This window comes from Mesorhizobium sp. M0563 (assembly GCF_040321065.1).
In the GTDB taxonomy this organism is placed as follows: Bacteria; Pseudomonadota; Alphaproteobacteria; order Rhizobiales; family Rhizobiaceae; genus Mesorhizobium.
Map to the genome: position 1 here is coordinate 54854 of NZ_JAMYQV010000009.1, position 14514 is coordinate 69367.

Consider the following 14514-nt stretch of genomic DNA (forward strand, 5'->3'; position numbering starts at 1 on the left):
GCGCAAAGGACGCTGTAGCATATTGATTGGGCACATGATCCTTTCCGAAAATCGAAGCCGATTTTCGGGGTCGTGTGCGGAGGGCTATTATGGCGCGCGATACTACCGATTTCCGGCCGATAGAAAGCGTCGACGAACTCGTCGAGCATCTGGCCGAAGGCAACAAGCCGCGCGACAAATGGCGGATCGGCACCGAGCACGAGAAATTCCCGTTCTATATCGACGGCAATGCGCCGGTGCCCTATGGCGGCGAGCGCGGCATCCGCGCCATCCTCGAAGGCATGCAGGACAAACTCGGCTGGGACCCGATCATGGATGCCGGCCGCATCATCGGCCTGGTCGAGCCGACCGGCCAGGGCGCGATCTCGCTGGAGCCCGGCGGCCAGTTCGAACTGTCCGGCGCCCCACTGGAGACGATCCACCAGACCTGCCGCGAAGGCAATGCGCATCTGGCGCAGGTACGCGAGATCGCCGAACCCATGGGCATTCGCTTCCTCGGCCTTGGCGGCAGCCCGAAATGGTCGCTGGCCGAGACGCCGAAAATGCCGAAATCGCGCTACGAGATCATGACCCGCTACATGCCCAAGGTCGGCACCAAGGGTCTCGACATGATGTACCGGACCTGCACCATCCAGGTGAATCTCGACTTCGAGAGCGAAGCCGATATGCGCCGCAAGATGCAGGTGTCACTGAAGCTGCAGCCACTGTCGACGGCGCTGTTTGCCAACTCGCCCTTCACCGAAAGCCGGCCGAACGGCCTGCAGAGCTGGCGCGGCGAGATCTGGCGCGACACCGACAACCAGCGCTCCGGGCTGCTCGAATTCTGCTTCTCGCCCGATTTTGGCTTTGCCGATTATGTCGAATGGGCGCTCGACGTGCCGATGTATTTCGTCATCCGCGACGGCCAGTACCACGACATGACGCACGTCACCTTCCGCCAGTTCATGGCGGGTGCTGCCGGTAACGAACTGCCGGACGGGCTGCCGACGATGGGCGACTGGGCGAACCATCTGTCGACGCTGTTCCCTGACGTGCGGCTGAAGCGCTTTCTCGAAATGCGCGGCGCCGATGGCGGGCCGTGGCGGCGCATCTGCGCGCTGCCGGCCTTCTGGGTCGGGCTGCTCTACGATGCGGCGGCGCTCGACGCGGCCGAGGCGCTGACCTCGAGCTGGAGCTATGACGAAGTGCTGGCAATGCGCAACGCAGTGCCAGAACAGGGCATTTCGGCGCCCTTCCGCAACACGACGTTGCGCGAGATCGCACGCGACGTGCTCGTCATCTCGCGCATGGGACTGAAGAACCGGGGCCGCAAGAACCGCGACGGCTATGACGAGACCTCGTTTCTCAACACGCTGGACGAGGTCGTCGCGCGCGGCACGACCAGCGCCGAAGAGATGCTGTCGGCCTACCACACACGCTGGGGCGGCTCGATCGAGCCGGTGTTCATGGAATACGCGTATTAACGCTTCGCTATCCGCATGAGCCACGGTCCGGCAAATTCGCTTCAATCAGTGATGGAAACGAACTAGGCTTCTCCAAACGAGGATTTTCCCGGAGGAGAAAACAATGCCTTCCTTGTTCGATATTCTGGCACAGGCCCAGAACGGCAACGGCATGCAGGCGCTGGCCCAGCAGTTCGGGCTTTCGCAGCAGCAGACGCAGGCGGCGGTCGCGGCGCTGCTGCCGGCCTTTTCGCAGGGGCTGAAGCGCAACACAGCGGACCCTTACGGGCTCGGCTCCTTCATGACGGCGATGGCCAGCGGCCAGCACGCCAAATATTTCGAGGATGCAAGCCGGGCCTTCTCACCGCAGGGTCTCGATGAAGGCAACGGAATTCTGGGGCATTTGTTCGGCTCGAAGGATCTGTCACGCGCCGTCGCCAGCCAGGCCGCGCAAGCGAGCGGTGTCAGCCAGCAGGTCCTGCAGCAGATGCTGCCGGCAATCGCCTCGATGATGATGGGCGGGCTGTTCAAGCAGACCACCAACCAGCTAGGCGGACAGATGCATGCGGCAGGGGGTGGGCCCGGCGGCGGCAATCCGCTCGGCGAACTCATCGAGCAGATGATGCGGCAAGCGGGCGGCGGCAGCCAGGCGCCGGCCCCTCAGCCTGCAGGCCCAGCGGACAATCCGCTCGGCAAGGTGCTGCAGGATATGTTCGGCGGCGCACAGCAGCCGCAACAGACGCAGAGCCCTTACGGCGACAACCCGCTCGGCAAGGTATTGCAGGACATGTTCGGCGGCGGGCAGCAGCCGCAAAGCCAGCCGCAGCAGACACAGAACCCTTATGGTGACAATCCGCTCGGCAAGGTGCTGCAGGACATGTTCGGCGGCGGCGCGCAACAGCCGCAGCAGCCGCAGAACCAGCCCCAGCAGACACAGAACCCTTATGGTGACAATCCGCTCGGCAAAGTACTGCAGGACATGTTCGGCGGTGGTGCGCAACAACCGCAGCCGCAGGCGCGTCAGGCGCCCCAGCAGCCCCAGGCGCCGCAGCCGCAGGCCAATCCGAGCGGCAGGCCGAGAAATCCGTTCGACGACCTGTTCGGCAAGATGTTCGAGACGGGTGCCCAGCAGCGCGACGACTACCAGAAAGGCATGGAGTCGATCTTCGACCAGTTCAAGCAGGGTATGGGCCGGCGGTAGACTAGACACCGGCATCCAATCATCAGTGCCGCCCAAAAAAGAAAGCCCGGTCCTGGGAGGACCGGGCAGCGCGCAGGCTGGCCGGGGGGATCCGGCAGGGAGTGGGGAGCCTGCGTAACTTGGTGGCTTCGTGCCTCAAAAAGGTTCAATGCGACCAAAATCGCGAATTTGTGCGATCAGGCCACCTTGCGGGCAATATCCTCGATCGTTTCGGCGCGCTCGACCGCGATGACGCGAAGCCTCTCGGTCGGATCGCGGCCAAAGGGCACACCGACAGCGACGTGCAGGTCGGCGCGGGTCAGACCGATGTCGGCGAGCTCGGCATCCGACATCTCGCCGAGGCGATAAAAGGCGCGACGGTTTTTCCAGGCGCGGTAAACATTGGCAGCGGCATTGGCCACGCGCGTCGCAACGGCCGGACGCGAGGTGATGCGCGAGGTCTCGGTAGCGAAATCAAACGTAGCCATGTCGGTCTCCTTCACATTCGAACGAGCGAAACCAGTCGATCGGGCGCTGGCGACAGCGGCCGTTCCGGCTTCGATTCACATGCCTTCATGTGGACAGTCGGAATTTGCCACGGCGCGATTGATTAATCCAACGAATGTTTCTAATCTTTAGCATCAACATCAATGATGGATTAGACCGATGAAAGCGCCGCTCGATCTCGATCAGTTGCAGACCTTCATCTCGATTGTCGACACCGGCAGCTTTACCCGCGCGGCGGAAGCCGTGCATCGCACCCAGTCTGCGGTGTCGATGCAGATGCGGCGGCTCGAAGAGCGGATCGGCAAGCCGCTGTTCGAAAAAGACGGCCGCACCAACCGGCTGACCGAGGAAGGCGACAGACTGCTCTCCTACGCAAGGCGGCTGCTCTATCTCAACAAGGAAACACTGGCCGCCTTCGACGACCGCCGGCTCGAAGGCACCATCCGCATCGGCACGCCGGACGACTATGCCGATCGCTTCCTGCCCGAGATCATGGCGCGGTTTGCCCGTTCCAACCCGCATGTCGAACTGACCGTTATCTGCGAACCGACGCCGGGACTGGTCGAACACATCAAGCGCGGCAATCTCGACCTGGCGCTGGTGACGCACAATGACGCGCGCGGCCAATCGGAAGTGGTGCGGCGCGAACCGCTGCTGTGGGTTACCTCGGCCAATCATGCGACGCATGAGCAGCCGATCCTGCCGATGGCCTTCGGCCGGCCGAACTGCATCTGGCGGCGGGCCGCCGCCGATGTGCTCGACCAGCAGAACCGCGACTACCGCATCCTGTTCACCAGCTTCTCGGCCACCGTTATCGCCGCGGCGGTGCTTTCCGGCCTGGCGATCTCGGTGCTGCCGGAATGCGCGCTGCGGCCCGGCATGCGGGTGCTGGGCGAGGCCGACGGTTTCGGCGCCCTGCCCGATTGCCGCATCGGCATCATGCGCGGCCAGACCTCGCGGCCGGAGATCGTCGACGCGCTCGCCCGCCATATTTCGGAAAGCCTCGACAATATTTCCGTGCCGCTCGGCGAGGAGACCGGCACGTTCGATTTCGCCGCCCTCGCCTTCGCGAAGATGAAGCGGACCAAGCCGAACCAGATCCTGCCGGGCTGGTAGGGCTTCGTGTCTCATAGCGCCATGGGGCCCGCCACCGCGGAGCCGAAGCAAGTTCGGGCTCAATGACGACGGAAATTCAGTGCGACGAGGATCATCACCGCGGTACCGGCAGCGGCGAGATAGACGGCCATCCGCACACCCTCAGCGGTAGCGACGCGCAGCGCTTCTCCTGTCAAACCGCCGGTGCCGGCGTTTGCAACGGCAACCAGGATAGCCAGCCCCACCGCGCTACCGACCTGCTGACCCGTGGATGCAATGCCTGAGGCGATGCCTTGCTCATGCGCGGCAACGCCCTTGGCTGCGGCTGCGAACATTGTTGGGAAGGTGATGCCGCCGCCGAGGCTGAAGACAATCAGTCCGGGGACCAAGTTGGCATAAGTGCTGTCCGCCGACATGGCCATGCCCAGGGCCGCCGTACCAATCGCGCCGATCGCAAGGCTGACGACGAGCGTGTTTCGTGTACCCAGGCGGGTCGCCATCCGACCGCTCAGCGCATTGCCCGACAAGACGGCCAACATCGGGACCATGAAGGCGAAACCAGTCTGCAGAACGCCGAAGCCCTGCACTGTCTGGAAGTAGAAAGACAGGAAATAGAGCAAAGAACCGAACGTGGCGGTGAACAGGAATGTGGTGACGACGCCGGTGCTGAGGTTGCGGTTGGCCAGCAGCCGCAGCGGCAGCAACGGGTCGCGGCTGTGCGCCTCTATGGCCACGAAGAGCGCCAGCAACAGGATCCCAACGGCAGCGCTGACCAGAATACCCTGTGAGGCCCAGCCGTACTCTGGACCCTGGACGAGCGTGAAAACGAGCAGGGTGGTACCGACCGTCGCCGTCAATGCGCCCGGCAGATCGAACTTGCGGCCTGACTGGTACCCGCTGTCTGCTGGAATCACCGGAAAGGCCGCCACGATCGCGATGCCGGCCACAGGCACGTTGACGAAGAACACCGCCTCCCAGCCGAATGCCTGGGTCAGCACGCCGCCAAGCAACGAGCCCAGAACCATGCCCCCGGCACCAGAGCCGGCCCATACGGACAAAGCGATATTGCGTTCGCGACCTTCGCTGAAGGTGGTGTTGACCAGCGACAGGGTGGCCGGGAAAAGAAAGGCGCCGCCCAAGCCCTGCACGGCGCGCGCGGCAATCAGGATCTGAGGCGTCGTGGCGAAACCGCCGACCAGCGAAGACACTGCGTAGAGGACAAGCCCGAAAACGAACATTCGCCGCCGCCCAAGCAGGTCGGATGCCCTGCCTCCAAGCAAGAGGAAGCCGCCAAACGCAACCGCATACGCACTCACGACCCATTGCAGGGTCTGCGCCGAGAAGCCGAGGCCCAGGCCGACCTCGGGCAAAGCGACAAAAACGATATTGTAGTCGATCGAAATAACAAGCTGGGCAAAAGCCAGCAATGTCAAAACCAGACCAAACCGTGGTCGGGCCGATACGTCAGCCACGCTCGAGTGGTGGCTCATATTCAACTGGTCGGTCATGCCTATTCCTTTTCCAAATGGAGCCCAGCACCTGCTGATCAGCGCGGCAACTGGCAAGGTAATATCTGGACGAAACAGCCAAAATGGTATAGAATTGAAAGTATCGTCCTCTATTGGCAACGATGTGCGACTGTGCTGGATCTGAACGATCTTTATTATTTTGCGAAGGTGGTCGAGAAACAGAGCTTCACTGCCGCAAGCCACGCGCTTGGACGATCAAAGTCCAACATCAGCCGGCGCATCATCGAGCTCGAGAAGCAGCTGGGCGTCTGTCTTATCCAGCGAACCTCCCGCAGCTTCGCCGTCACTGATATCGGCCAGGAGGTCTATCAGTTTGCTGTGGGAATGCTGGTCGAGGCGGAATCGGCCGAAGGCGCCGCGGCGCGACGACTGGCCGAGCCCAGCGGTACGGTCCGCTTCACCTGCTCGATCGGCATGGCGCAGTCGTTCCTGGCGGAATTGCTACCCCGGTTCCTTTTAAAGTTTCCCAAGGTAAACATCATCCAGCACGCGACCAACAGGTATGTGGATCTTGTCGACGACGGGTTTGACCTTGCACTTCGCGGCCATGTCGAGCCGCTGCCCGATTCCAGCCTGATCCAGCGTCGGTTCGCGCCGACGCCCTGGCACCTTTTCGCCGCACCCATCTATCTTGCCGGCGCAGGCATACTGACAAGCCCACAGGACCTTGCCGGCCATGGCGGCCTGGCATTGAACGGGCCGACCGGCGGGGCGGTCTGGAATCTGCGCAACACCGGCGGCGAGACTGTGCTGATGCCGTTCACGGCGCGCTTGCGCAGCGACGATCTGGGAACACTGAAACAGGCTGCCATCGCGGGCCTGGGGATCGTGGCGCTGCCGGCCTATTTCTGCCAGGCCGAAACAGGCAATGGCACATTGCAACGCATCCTGCCGCAATGGACGGCGGGAGAAGCTGGGATCACTTTGCTGTCGCCTTCGGGGCGCAGCCTGTTGCCGGCGGTTCGAGCGTTCAGCGATTATCTGGCTGCCGAATTTTTGGCCGTAGCGAGATGATGGGATCGCGTTATGACACCCGGCCGGATACAGGCGCCTTGACGCCGGCCAACAACCGTCCCCCAATCGGCCGATGAGCGACGCAGCATCCGAATCACGCACCAACGCCACCGAATATACGGTGAGCGAGATTTCCGGCGCGCTGAAGCGCACGGTCGAGGACGTCTTCGGCAATGTACGGGTGCGCGGCGAGATTTCCGGCTATCGCGGGCCGCATTCCTCCGGCCATGCCTATTTCTGCCTGAAGGACGATCGCGCGCGGCTCGACGCCGTGGTGTGGAAGACCACGATGAGCCGGCTGAAATTCCGTCCAGAGGAAGGCATGGAGGTGATCGCCACCGGCAGGCTGACCACCTATCCCGGAAAGTCCAACTACCAGATCGTCATCGATAATCTCGAGCCGGCCGGTGCCGGTGCGCTGATGGCGCTGCTTGAAGAGCGCAAGCGCCGGCTGCAGGCCGAAGGCCTGTTCGACGCCGGCCGCAAGCGCCGGCTGCCCTTCATGCCGGGCGTCATCGGCGTCGTCACCTCGCCGACAGGCGCCGTCATCCGCGACATCATCCACCGCATCAAGGACCGCTTTCCGCTGCATGTGCTCGTCTGGCCGGTTCGGGTGCAGGGCGAAACGGCGGGAGCGGAAGTGACCGCTGCCGTCAACGGCTTCAACGCACTGCCATCGGACGGCGCCATCCCGCGGCCCGACCTGTTGATCGTGGCACGCGGCGGCGGCAGCCTGGAGGATCTGTGGGGCTTCAACGACGAAGCGCTCGCCCGGGCCGTCGCCGCTTCGGGCATTCCGTTGATTTCCGCCGTCGGCCACGAGACCGACTGGACGCTGGTCGATCTGGCGGCGGATGTGCGGGCGCCGACGCCGACGGGCGCCGCCGAAATCGCCGTGCCGGTCAAGGTCGACCTCGAAGCGACGCTTGCCGGTCTCAGCGCACGGTTGAAGATCGCGGTGTCGCGCAATTTCGAACGCAAGCGGCAAGCGGCGCGCGCGGCCGCCCGTGCGCTGCCCTCGCCCGACCAGTTGCTGGCGCTGCCGCGGCGGCGCTTCGACGAGGCGACGAGCCGGCTTGGCCGGGCGCTGTCGGTCAGCGTCGAGCGCAAGCGGGCCAGGCTTCTGGGGCAGCGGCTGACGCCGGCCACCTTGTCGCGGCGCATGAACGAAGCCCGCACGCTGACCCGCCGCGATCTCGCCCGTGCGCAAGCGGCGTTCCTTGCCATCGTGCGCGAGCGTCGGGCGCGGTTTTCGCGCACGGCGGCCAGACTGTCACCGGCGCCGATCGCGAGGCGGCAGAAACTGCAAGGCGATGCCCTGCTGGCCCTGACGCGACGGCAGGACCACGCGATTTCGAGACGACTGGACCGTCTGCGTGGAAAACTGACGCAGGCCGATCGGTTGCTGGCGACGCTCTCGCACAAGGCCGTGCTGGCGCGGGGCTTCGCACTGGTCAAGGATGTGGACGGCGCGGTGGTCAAGCATGCGGCGGACGTGGTGTCGGGAATGGCGCTTTCGCTGGAGTTCGCCGACGGCACCGCGGATGCAGTCGCCATCAGTGGCACGGCGCGGCCGAAGACGGTTGCCAAGCCCGCGGCCAAGCTCAAGGCGCCGGGCGGCCAAGGTTCGCTTTTCTGAGGAAGAAATGACCGACCCTCATCTTGCGACGCCCTCGGGCAAACCGCGCGCCCGCGCCTTCGCGATCCCATTCGATGGCACGCCGGGCCGCTTCAACGCCATCACCGATGTGCCTGGCGTGACGGTCGGCTATACCACGCTGATCTCAGGGGACGGGCCGCTCGTTGTCGGCAAGGGTCCAGTACGCACCGGCGTGACCGCGATCCTGCCACGGCCCAGGGGCGAACTGGCCGTACCGGCGTTCGCCGGCGTGTTCAGCGCCAATGGCAATGGCGAACTGACCGGCTCGCATCTGATAGAGGAACTCGGAGCGCTCAATCTTCCCATCACCATCACCAACACGCATTCCTGCGGCGTCAGCCGCGACGCAACGCTGCGCTGGATGCAGAAGGTGCTGCCGCAATCGCTCGACAGCGCCTGGGCACTGCCGGTAGCGGGCGAGACTTATGACGGCTTTCTAAACGACATCAACGGCCACCATGTGAGCTTCGAGCATGTATTTTCGGCGCTCGAGACGGCTGAAAGCGGGCCGATCGAAGAGGGCAGCGTCGGCGGCGGCACCGGCATGATCACCTTTGGCTTCAAGGCGGGATCGGGCACATCCTCGCGCAGCGTCGACTGGAACGGAGAGCGTTTCACGATCGGCTGCTTCGTCCAGTCGAATTTCGGTGCGCGGCGGAACCTTGTCGTGCGTGGCGTCAGGGCCGGAGCGGAACTCGCCGAACCGGCGATCCGGGACAACACGCCGCGAGCGGAAAAGAGCTCGATCATCGCGATCGTCGCCACCGATGCGCCATTCATGCCGCATCAGTTGAAAAGACTGGCGAAACGCGTGCCGCTCGGCGTCGCGCTGACCGGCGGCTATGGATACAATTCATCCGGCGATATTTTTCTCGCCGTCAGCACGGCCAATGCCGATGCGGCGCGCGGCGCGGCCGGCAAGCTGGTCAGCGCCGGCTACATACCGGATGCCGACATCAACCCGTTCTTCGACGCCGTCGTTCAGAGCGTGGAGGAAGCCATCCTCAACGCGCTGGTCGCCAATGATGACATGACCGGGCGCGACGGCAATTTCGTGCCGGCGTTGCCGAAAGCATGGCTCGAGGAGAGATTTGGCAAGGCTGCGCGGCGATAAGACCGCGCAACTGCATCAGACAGGCAATAATCGCCCGGCAGGTTTTGCCGGGGCGATCCGTCAGCCGGCAGGCTTGTTGGAATTCTGCTCGTCCTGATCGGCCTCGGCCGCCTCTTCGAGCCTCGAAGCAATGAGCTCCTGAATGTCGCCGACCTCTTCCTGGATATCCTCCAGGGGTATGCCGGCTTCGGCAGCTTTGGCCGCACATTCCCTCGCGAGGGTCTCGGCCTGCTTCTCGATTCTGGCTGGCGAGGGCTGGCAATGGACTTTTTCGCCAATCCACCCGCGCAAGAACTCGATCGCGTGTTCACTCATACTGCTGTTTCCCTAGCGGCTATGCCGATTGGTAATCATAAACGTCGGCATCTTCGAAAAGATGCGTGCTGCCATTCGAGCCGAGTCGGCTTCGCCCGGCAAGCCGAACTTGTCCGAGGTCCACAGAGCTGAAGGGAATGGTGGGTTCAAGGAGCACGTTCTGGTTCTTGAGGACTGATTCTCTCGACGAAACTCGTTTGACCCGCGCTATTGTTTCTATTTGCTTTTTTTCGGTTTTCAAGCCGTTTTAGATCACAATAGATAACACAATAGCTAGCACATTTACCGCGCACTCGCCGGCACCACGTAAAAGGCGAGCCGTCAAAGCCGCCGCTATATAGTGACAACCATTTGCAATGTCGACTCTGCCCGCGATCCTGCTTCTTTCCGCCGCGCTTGCTGGGAGATATGTCGTGTGGCGGGCCTTGTGGTGCAAACTGCCGAGCGCCTCATGCAAGGCATGCAATAGCGCCTTGTGGAACCCTGAATTGCTTGTCTCAGGGTGGCTCTCTACCGCTGGCGATAAAGGATCATGCCGGCATGATAGAGAACGCCTTCGACGAACTCACCGTCCGCGGTGAAGCCCGTATCGTCCCAGTATTCTATGTGGTTGCCCTGCACTTCATAGCGTCCCCGATAGGCGCTCTCGCGGTCACCGCGCGCTTCGTCATAACGGCCGTTCGGCAGGAGTTCGTGCCTGATATGGCGATCCTCGGTGACCCACATTCCGACATAGGGGTGATCTTGGCGCGTCATTGATTCCTCCGCAAGGATTGGAGTTGAAGGAAGGGTCAGGCCGGTTGGGGCTACAGCAACGGCAATACCCGTAAGCACTGCGGCCAAAGTGGATCGCATCAATGCGCCGCCTTCGTCGGACGCACGACGATCTCGTTGACATCGACATCGTCGGGCTGTTCGATTGCGTAGCGCACTGCCCTGGCGATGGCATCGGGTTGCAGGGCAATAGCACGCCAGGTTTTCATGGCGGCGGCAGCGGCTTCGTCCGTGATCGTGTTCGCCAGTTCGCTTTCCACCACACCGGGATGAATGCAGGTTACGCGGATATCGTCGCACTCCTGGCGGAGCCCATCAGAAATCGCGCGGACGGCGTATTTCGTTGCGCAATAAACGGCAGCCGTAGGCGAGACGGCCAGTGCGCCGATGGAACCGATATTGATGATATGCCCGGAGCCACGTGCCGTCATCTCGGGCAGGACCGCCGCGATGCCGTACAGAACACCTTTGATGTTGACGTCCACCATCAGCTCCCACTCGTCGACCTTCATGGCTGCCATGGCCGACAGCGGCATGACGCCCGCATTGTTGACGATGACATCGACCTGGCCCCATTCGGCCCGCGCAGCATCGGCGAATGCTGCGACATCCGCCCTTTTGGTGACGTCGAGCGCTCGTACGCGAACGATTCCACCAGCTGCCTCGATTTCGGCTGCGAGGACTTCAAGGCGGTCGGTGCGCCGTGCGCCAAGTATCAGCTTTGCACCTGCCGCGCCAAGTTCGCGGGCGATGCCAGCACCGATGCCGCTGGAGGCACCGGTGATCAGAACAACTTTGTTCATGGTCATCGAGATAATCCTTTTGGTTCAGCGGTTATTTTCACGATGTGAAGGATGGCGTGCGGGTGAGCTCCCGCAGTGCGCCAGCCTTATTTGGGGTCACTGGGCGGTGTAGCCGCCATCGACCAGAAGCAGGGACCCGGTGATGAAGCTGGACGCCGGCGAGGTAAGAAAGGCGATGGCCTCGGCAACTTCTTGCGGCTGGCCGATCCGGCCGATCGGATGCGCATCGCCAAAGCTGCGCAGCATCTCCCGGCCATTCTCCACCACACCTTCCATGATGTCGGTTTCGATCACGCCAGGGGCAACGGCGTTGCAGCGAATGCCCATGCGCCCGTATTCGATCGCGATCACCTTGGTCAGCTGTGCGACAGCCGCCTTGGAGGAGGCATAGGCCGCCTGCGTCTCGAAGGCCGCGACGGCCGAGATCGACGAGACGTTGACGATCGCGCCGCCACCGCCGGCGGCCATCAATTCCACCGCGGCACGGGCGGTGACGAAGCTGCCGCGCGCGTTGATCTGCAGGATGCGGTCATAGTCGTCGACCGAGGTCTCCGTCAGACGTTTGTTGAGCGTGCGACCGGCATTGTTCACGACGATGTCCAGTCGTCCGAAGCGCTTCGCCGCGAGTTCGACCGAGCGTCTGGCCAGAGCCTCGTCAGCGACATCACCGACCAGGGTTGCCACATCCTCGGCTTCCAATTCACGTACAGTGTCGCTGAGATCGCTTGCCACGATCCGGGCACCCCTGGCACGCAGCAGCTCCGCCGTGCAGCGGCCGATGCCGCGTGCCGCGCCCGTCACGAGGGCGACTTTTCCATCCAGGTTCCAGGAGGAAGGCAGTGATGTCATGGGTTATCTCCTTGGTCATCCGGCATCGGCTTGATCGGGAGGATCAAGCCTTTCTTGCCATTGCGACAGAGATAGAGCCATGGCATTGTCGCGATAACCCGCCCGCTGGTAACCTCGATGGTAAGTTTAGCTAACCAATGGACATCGATCTCAATGCAATTGCCGTCTTCGTCACAGTGGCCGAGGAACGCAATTTCCGCGCTGCGGCAGACCGCCTGGGCGTGACGCGCTCGGCGGTCAGCCAGAGCGTCCTCAGGCTTGAACAGCGCCTGGGGATCGCATTGCTGCAGCGCACGACACGTAGCGTAAATCTGACCGAGGCGGGCGAGCGCCTGCTGGCGAGCGTCGCACCGGCGATCGCCGACGTGAACGCGGCAATCGAAGCCACCACGGAGTTTCTGGACCGCCCACGCGGCCGGCTGCGGATCGCGGTTTCGTCGATCGCGGAGACGTTTCTGTCAGGGCCGTTGCTGGCGTCCTTTGCAGAAAGATTTCCCGAGGTGCATCTGGATATCGTGGTCACCGACGAGGAATTCGACATCGTTGCCGAAGGTTATGATGCGGGCGTGAGGCTCGGCGAAGTCATCGAGCAGGACATGATTGCCGTGCCGGTATCGGGCGATCAGCGACAGATGGCCGTCTGCGCCCCGCGCTATCTCGAAAAGTTCGGAGCACCCGCCCATCCGCGCGAGCTTGTGGCTCATCGTTGTATCGGCTGGCGGCCGGCGCCGGGAGTTTCGCCCTATCGGTGGGAGTTTGGCGAGGACGGGCGCGAGTTCGACGTGGCGGTTGCGCCCGAGATCACCACTAACGACATGTGGCTGATGATCCGGCTGGCCGTTGCAGGCGCCGGAATCACGTTCGGCATGGCGGACACATTCCGCCCCTGGATCGACCGCGGCGAGCTTGTGCCAATCCTCGACGACTATTTTCCGCCGTTTGCGGGCTTCTATCTTTATTTTCCCAGCCGACGGAATATCGCGCCGAAGCTGAGAGCCCTTGTGGATCACCTGCGCGGTGCGCGTCAGGCGGGATCGCAGGTGACCGCGCCAGGGTCGTAGAGATCGCTTGGCGCTATTGGTCAGAAACCTGGCTGAGAGCTGAATGGTACCGTTGGCTGGGATCGAACCAGCGACCTCCGGATCCACAATCCGGCGCTCTAACCATCTGAGCTACAACGGCACGCTTGCCCGAGCGATATCCAGACGGAACGTTCATTCTCCGGGACCCGCTCTGTCGTTCGGCGATGCGTCCATACGGGCTATCGGAGTTTAATTCAAGGCTTTTGGCAAAGCAAAAGATCGCTCCGGCATCGCGTCATTTTTCGCCGGACAAAGAAAAGGCCGGCGGGAGGAGGTGCCGGCCTTTTCCTGTTACGAGCCAGCGGGAGGAGGTGCTGGCTGGTCACCCCGGTAGGCAGAGGGAGGAGGTTCCACCCGCCGGGTATTCACTTAAACCACTATATCGCACATCTATTTGTCTGACGAAATGCGACCTTTTGATGCATCGCCAAATTGTGTTCAAATATTAGGCGATCTTAATTTCTTTCACGGCCTTCTCGAAGGCGGTTTTGATCGGCTTGGATACGTCCTCGGCCGCCTTGGCAGCAACCGCCTGGAAGTCCTTGGCCTGCTCAACGGTCATTTCGACGCGCTTGCGCAGGAACGCAGTCTGCAGCTCGACGACTTCCGACAGCGACTTGGCGCCAATCAGGGCTTCGAAATGCGAGAAGCCGGCCTCGGCATTGGCGCGCAGGGCGGCGATGGTCTTGAGCGACAGGTCGCTGGAAACGGTCTTGGCGGTCTCGTAGGTCGACTCCAGAGCCTTCTGGGTCTCCTCGGCGCCGGTCTTCAGCTTGGCATAGGCCTCTTTCGACTGCTCGACGCCCTTTTCGGCGAAGGCGCGGATCTGATCGGTGGCCTTGGAAGCGTCGAAGCTTGGGAATTCAACGTTTTCGATCGTGTCGGCGGTCTTGGTCCTGGACATTTTCCATCCTTTTCAGCGGCAGCGGCTTTGACAGAAAGCCGTCTCGTTCATCTATCGTGGCAATATAAAGGCAAATTTTGTGCATTGCAACATGTTTGTTGCATCGCACCATTGATTATTTGTTTCGCGACGTTAACCACGCGCCTAGAGATTCCGCTGGTTGCACGCTATGACTTGTGGACCTTCGCGCCGTCGGCTTTTATTAACAAAGCGTTAACCGCAAATTGCCCGCTCTGTGAGGGTCGC

14 protein-coding genes and 1 tRNA gene are annotated in these 14514 nt (G+C 62.4%); 7 read left to right on the forward strand and 8 right to left on the reverse strand.

Annotation, left to right across the window (positions count from 1 at the left end):
• Positions 1-89: 89 nt before the first annotated feature.
• Together NKI50_RS13965 and NKI50_RS13970 are read left to right on the forward strand one after the other, a co-directional pair.
• Positions 90-1463 carry a glutamate--cysteine ligase gene (locus NKI50_RS13965; RefSeq protein ID WP_352493847.1) on the forward strand — a complete coding sequence of 458 codons (1374 nt, stop codon included), beginning with the start codon at positions 90-92 and terminating at the stop codon, positions 1461-1463.
• Positions 1464-1566: 103 nt separating this feature from the next.
• Positions 1567-2643: a DUF937 domain-containing protein gene (locus tag NKI50_RS13970; protein WP_352482366.1), complete on the forward strand. Its 1077-nt coding sequence runs from the start codon at positions 1567-1569 to the stop codon at positions 2641-2643.
• Positions 2644-2819: 176 nt separating this feature from the next.
• Here the strand turns inward: NKI50_RS13970 and NKI50_RS13975 are convergent, their stop codons facing one another.
• Entirely contained in the window at positions 2820-3110 is a 291-nt protein-coding gene (locus NKI50_RS13975; protein WP_023716459.1) for a DUF1127 domain-containing protein, read from the reverse strand.
• A 178-nt stretch (positions 3111-3288) separates the two neighbouring features.
• Between NKI50_RS13975 and NKI50_RS13980 the strand changes: the two genes are divergently transcribed.
• Positions 3289-4245, forward strand: a complete 957-nt coding sequence (locus tag NKI50_RS13980; RefSeq protein WP_023716458.1) for a LysR substrate-binding domain-containing protein — start codon at positions 3289-3291, stop codon at positions 4243-4245.
• A gap of 59 nt (positions 4246-4304) precedes the next feature.
• Here NKI50_RS13980 and NKI50_RS13985 read toward each other — a convergent pair whose 3' ends face one another.
• The gene (locus NKI50_RS13985; RefSeq protein WP_502896951.1) at positions 4305-5663 is read right to left on the reverse strand and encodes an MFS transporter; all 1359 of its coding nucleotides are present in this window, start codon (positions 5661-5663) and stop codon (positions 4305-4307) included.
• Here NKI50_RS13985 and NKI50_RS13990 point away from each other — a divergent pair.
• The 3 genes from NKI50_RS13990 (at position 5547) to NKI50_RS14000 (ending at position 9541) form a co-directional block, all read left to right on the forward strand.
• Entirely contained in the window at positions 5547-6767 is a 1221-nt protein-coding gene (locus NKI50_RS13990; RefSeq protein ID WP_352716882.1) for a LysR substrate-binding domain-containing protein, read from the forward strand. The genes NKI50_RS13985 and NKI50_RS13990 overlap by 117 nt on opposite strands.
• A 73-nt stretch (positions 6768-6840) precedes the next feature.
• Positions 6841-8406: an exodeoxyribonuclease VII large subunit gene (gene xseA, locus NKI50_RS13995; RefSeq protein WP_352716884.1), complete on the forward strand. Its 1566-nt coding sequence runs from the start codon at positions 6841-6843 to the stop codon at positions 8404-8406.
• A gap of 7 nt (positions 8407-8413) precedes the next feature.
• Positions 8414-9541 carry a DmpA family aminopeptidase gene (locus NKI50_RS14000; protein ID WP_352716886.1) on the forward strand — a complete coding sequence of 376 codons (1128 nt, stop codon included), beginning with the start codon at positions 8414-8416 and terminating at the stop codon, positions 9539-9541.
• Positions 9542-9601: 60 nt separating this feature from the next.
• Here the strand turns inward: NKI50_RS14000 and NKI50_RS14005 are convergent, their stop codons facing one another.
• From NKI50_RS14005 to NKI50_RS14020, 4 genes are all read right to left on the reverse strand, one after another.
• The gene (locus NKI50_RS14005; protein WP_023719384.1) at positions 9602-9856 is read right to left on the reverse strand and encodes a DUF768 domain-containing protein; all 255 of its coding nucleotides are present in this window, start codon (positions 9854-9856) and stop codon (positions 9602-9604) included.
• Positions 9857-10366: 510 nt separating this feature from the next.
• Positions 10367-10711 (reverse strand): Atu4866 domain-containing protein, encoded by a 345-nt coding sequence (locus tag NKI50_RS14010; RefSeq protein ID WP_084642712.1) that lies wholly within the window; start codon positions 10709-10711, stop codon positions 10367-10369.
• A complete protein-coding gene (locus tag NKI50_RS14015) occupies positions 10711-11439 on the reverse strand; it encodes an SDR family oxidoreductase (protein ID WP_352716889.1) in 729 nt (242 codons plus the stop codon). Before NKI50_RS14015 ends, NKI50_RS14010 begins: the two co-directional genes overlap by 1 nt.
• Before the next feature lie 90 nt (positions 11440-11529).
• Positions 11530-12282 (reverse strand): SDR family NAD(P)-dependent oxidoreductase, encoded by a 753-nt coding sequence (locus NKI50_RS14020; protein WP_352716891.1) that lies wholly within the window; start codon positions 12280-12282, stop codon positions 11530-11532.
• Positions 12283-12419: 137 nt separating this feature from the next.
• Between NKI50_RS14020 and NKI50_RS14025 the strand changes: the two genes are divergently transcribed.
• On the forward strand, positions 12420-13343 hold the full coding sequence (locus NKI50_RS14025) for a LysR family transcriptional regulator (protein WP_352547841.1): 924 nt from the start codon (positions 12420-12422) through the stop codon (positions 13341-13343).
• A 44-nt stretch (positions 13344-13387) separates the two neighbouring features.
• Here the strand turns inward: NKI50_RS14025 and NKI50_RS14030 are convergent.
• Positions 13388-13464 (reverse strand) — tRNA-His (locus NKI50_RS14030).
• A 345-nt stretch (positions 13465-13809) separates the two neighbouring features.
• Complete coding sequence (locus tag NKI50_RS14035) at positions 13810-14268, reverse strand: phasin (RefSeq protein WP_352482378.1); 459 nt, start codon at positions 14266-14268, stop codon at positions 13810-13812.
• Between the last annotated feature and the right edge of the window lie 246 nt (positions 14269-14514).

Excerpts from the sequence above, each read along its gene's own strand:
- NKI50_RS14020 (WP_352716891.1), bottom strand. The coding sequence starts at position 12,282 with ATGACATCACTGCCTTCCTCCTGGAACCTGGATGGAAAAGTCGCCCTC.
- xseA (WP_352716884.1), top strand. The coding sequence starts at position 6,841 with ATGAGCGACGCAGCATCCGAATCACGCACCAACGCCACCGAATATACG.
- NKI50_RS14025 (WP_352547841.1), top strand. The coding sequence starts at position 12,420 with ATGGACATCGATCTCAATGCAATTGCCGTCTTCGTCACAGTGGCCGAG.
- NKI50_RS14010 (WP_084642712.1), bottom strand. The coding sequence starts at position 10,711 with ATGCGATCCACTTTGGCCGCAGTGCTTACGGGTATTGCCGTTGCTGTA.
- NKI50_RS13970 (WP_352482366.1), top strand. The coding sequence starts at position 1,567 with ATGCCTTCCTTGTTCGATATTCTGGCACAGGCCCAGAACGGCAACGGC.
- NKI50_RS14000 (WP_352716886.1), top strand. The coding sequence starts at position 8,414 with ATGACCGACCCTCATCTTGCGACGCCCTCGGGCAAACCGCGCGCCCGC.
- NKI50_RS14035 (WP_352482378.1), bottom strand. The coding sequence starts at position 14,268 with ATGTCCAGGACCAAGACCGCCGACACGATCGAAAACGTTGAATTCCCA.
- NKI50_RS13975 (WP_023716459.1), bottom strand. The coding sequence starts at position 3,110 with ATGGCTACGTTTGATTTCGCTACCGAGACCTCGCGCATCACCTCGCGT.
- NKI50_RS13980 (WP_023716458.1), top strand. The coding sequence starts at position 3,289 with ATGAAAGCGCCGCTCGATCTCGATCAGTTGCAGACCTTCATCTCGATT.
- NKI50_RS14005 (WP_023719384.1), bottom strand. The coding sequence starts at position 9,856 with ATGAGTGAACACGCGATCGAGTTCTTGCGCGGGTGGATTGGCGAAAAA.
- NKI50_RS13965 (WP_352493847.1), top strand. The coding sequence starts at position 90 with ATGGCGCGCGATACTACCGATTTCCGGCCGATAGAAAGCGTCGACGAA.
- NKI50_RS14015 (WP_352716889.1), bottom strand. The coding sequence starts at position 11,439 with ATGACCATGAACAAAGTTGTTCTGATCACCGGTGCCTCCAGCGGCATC.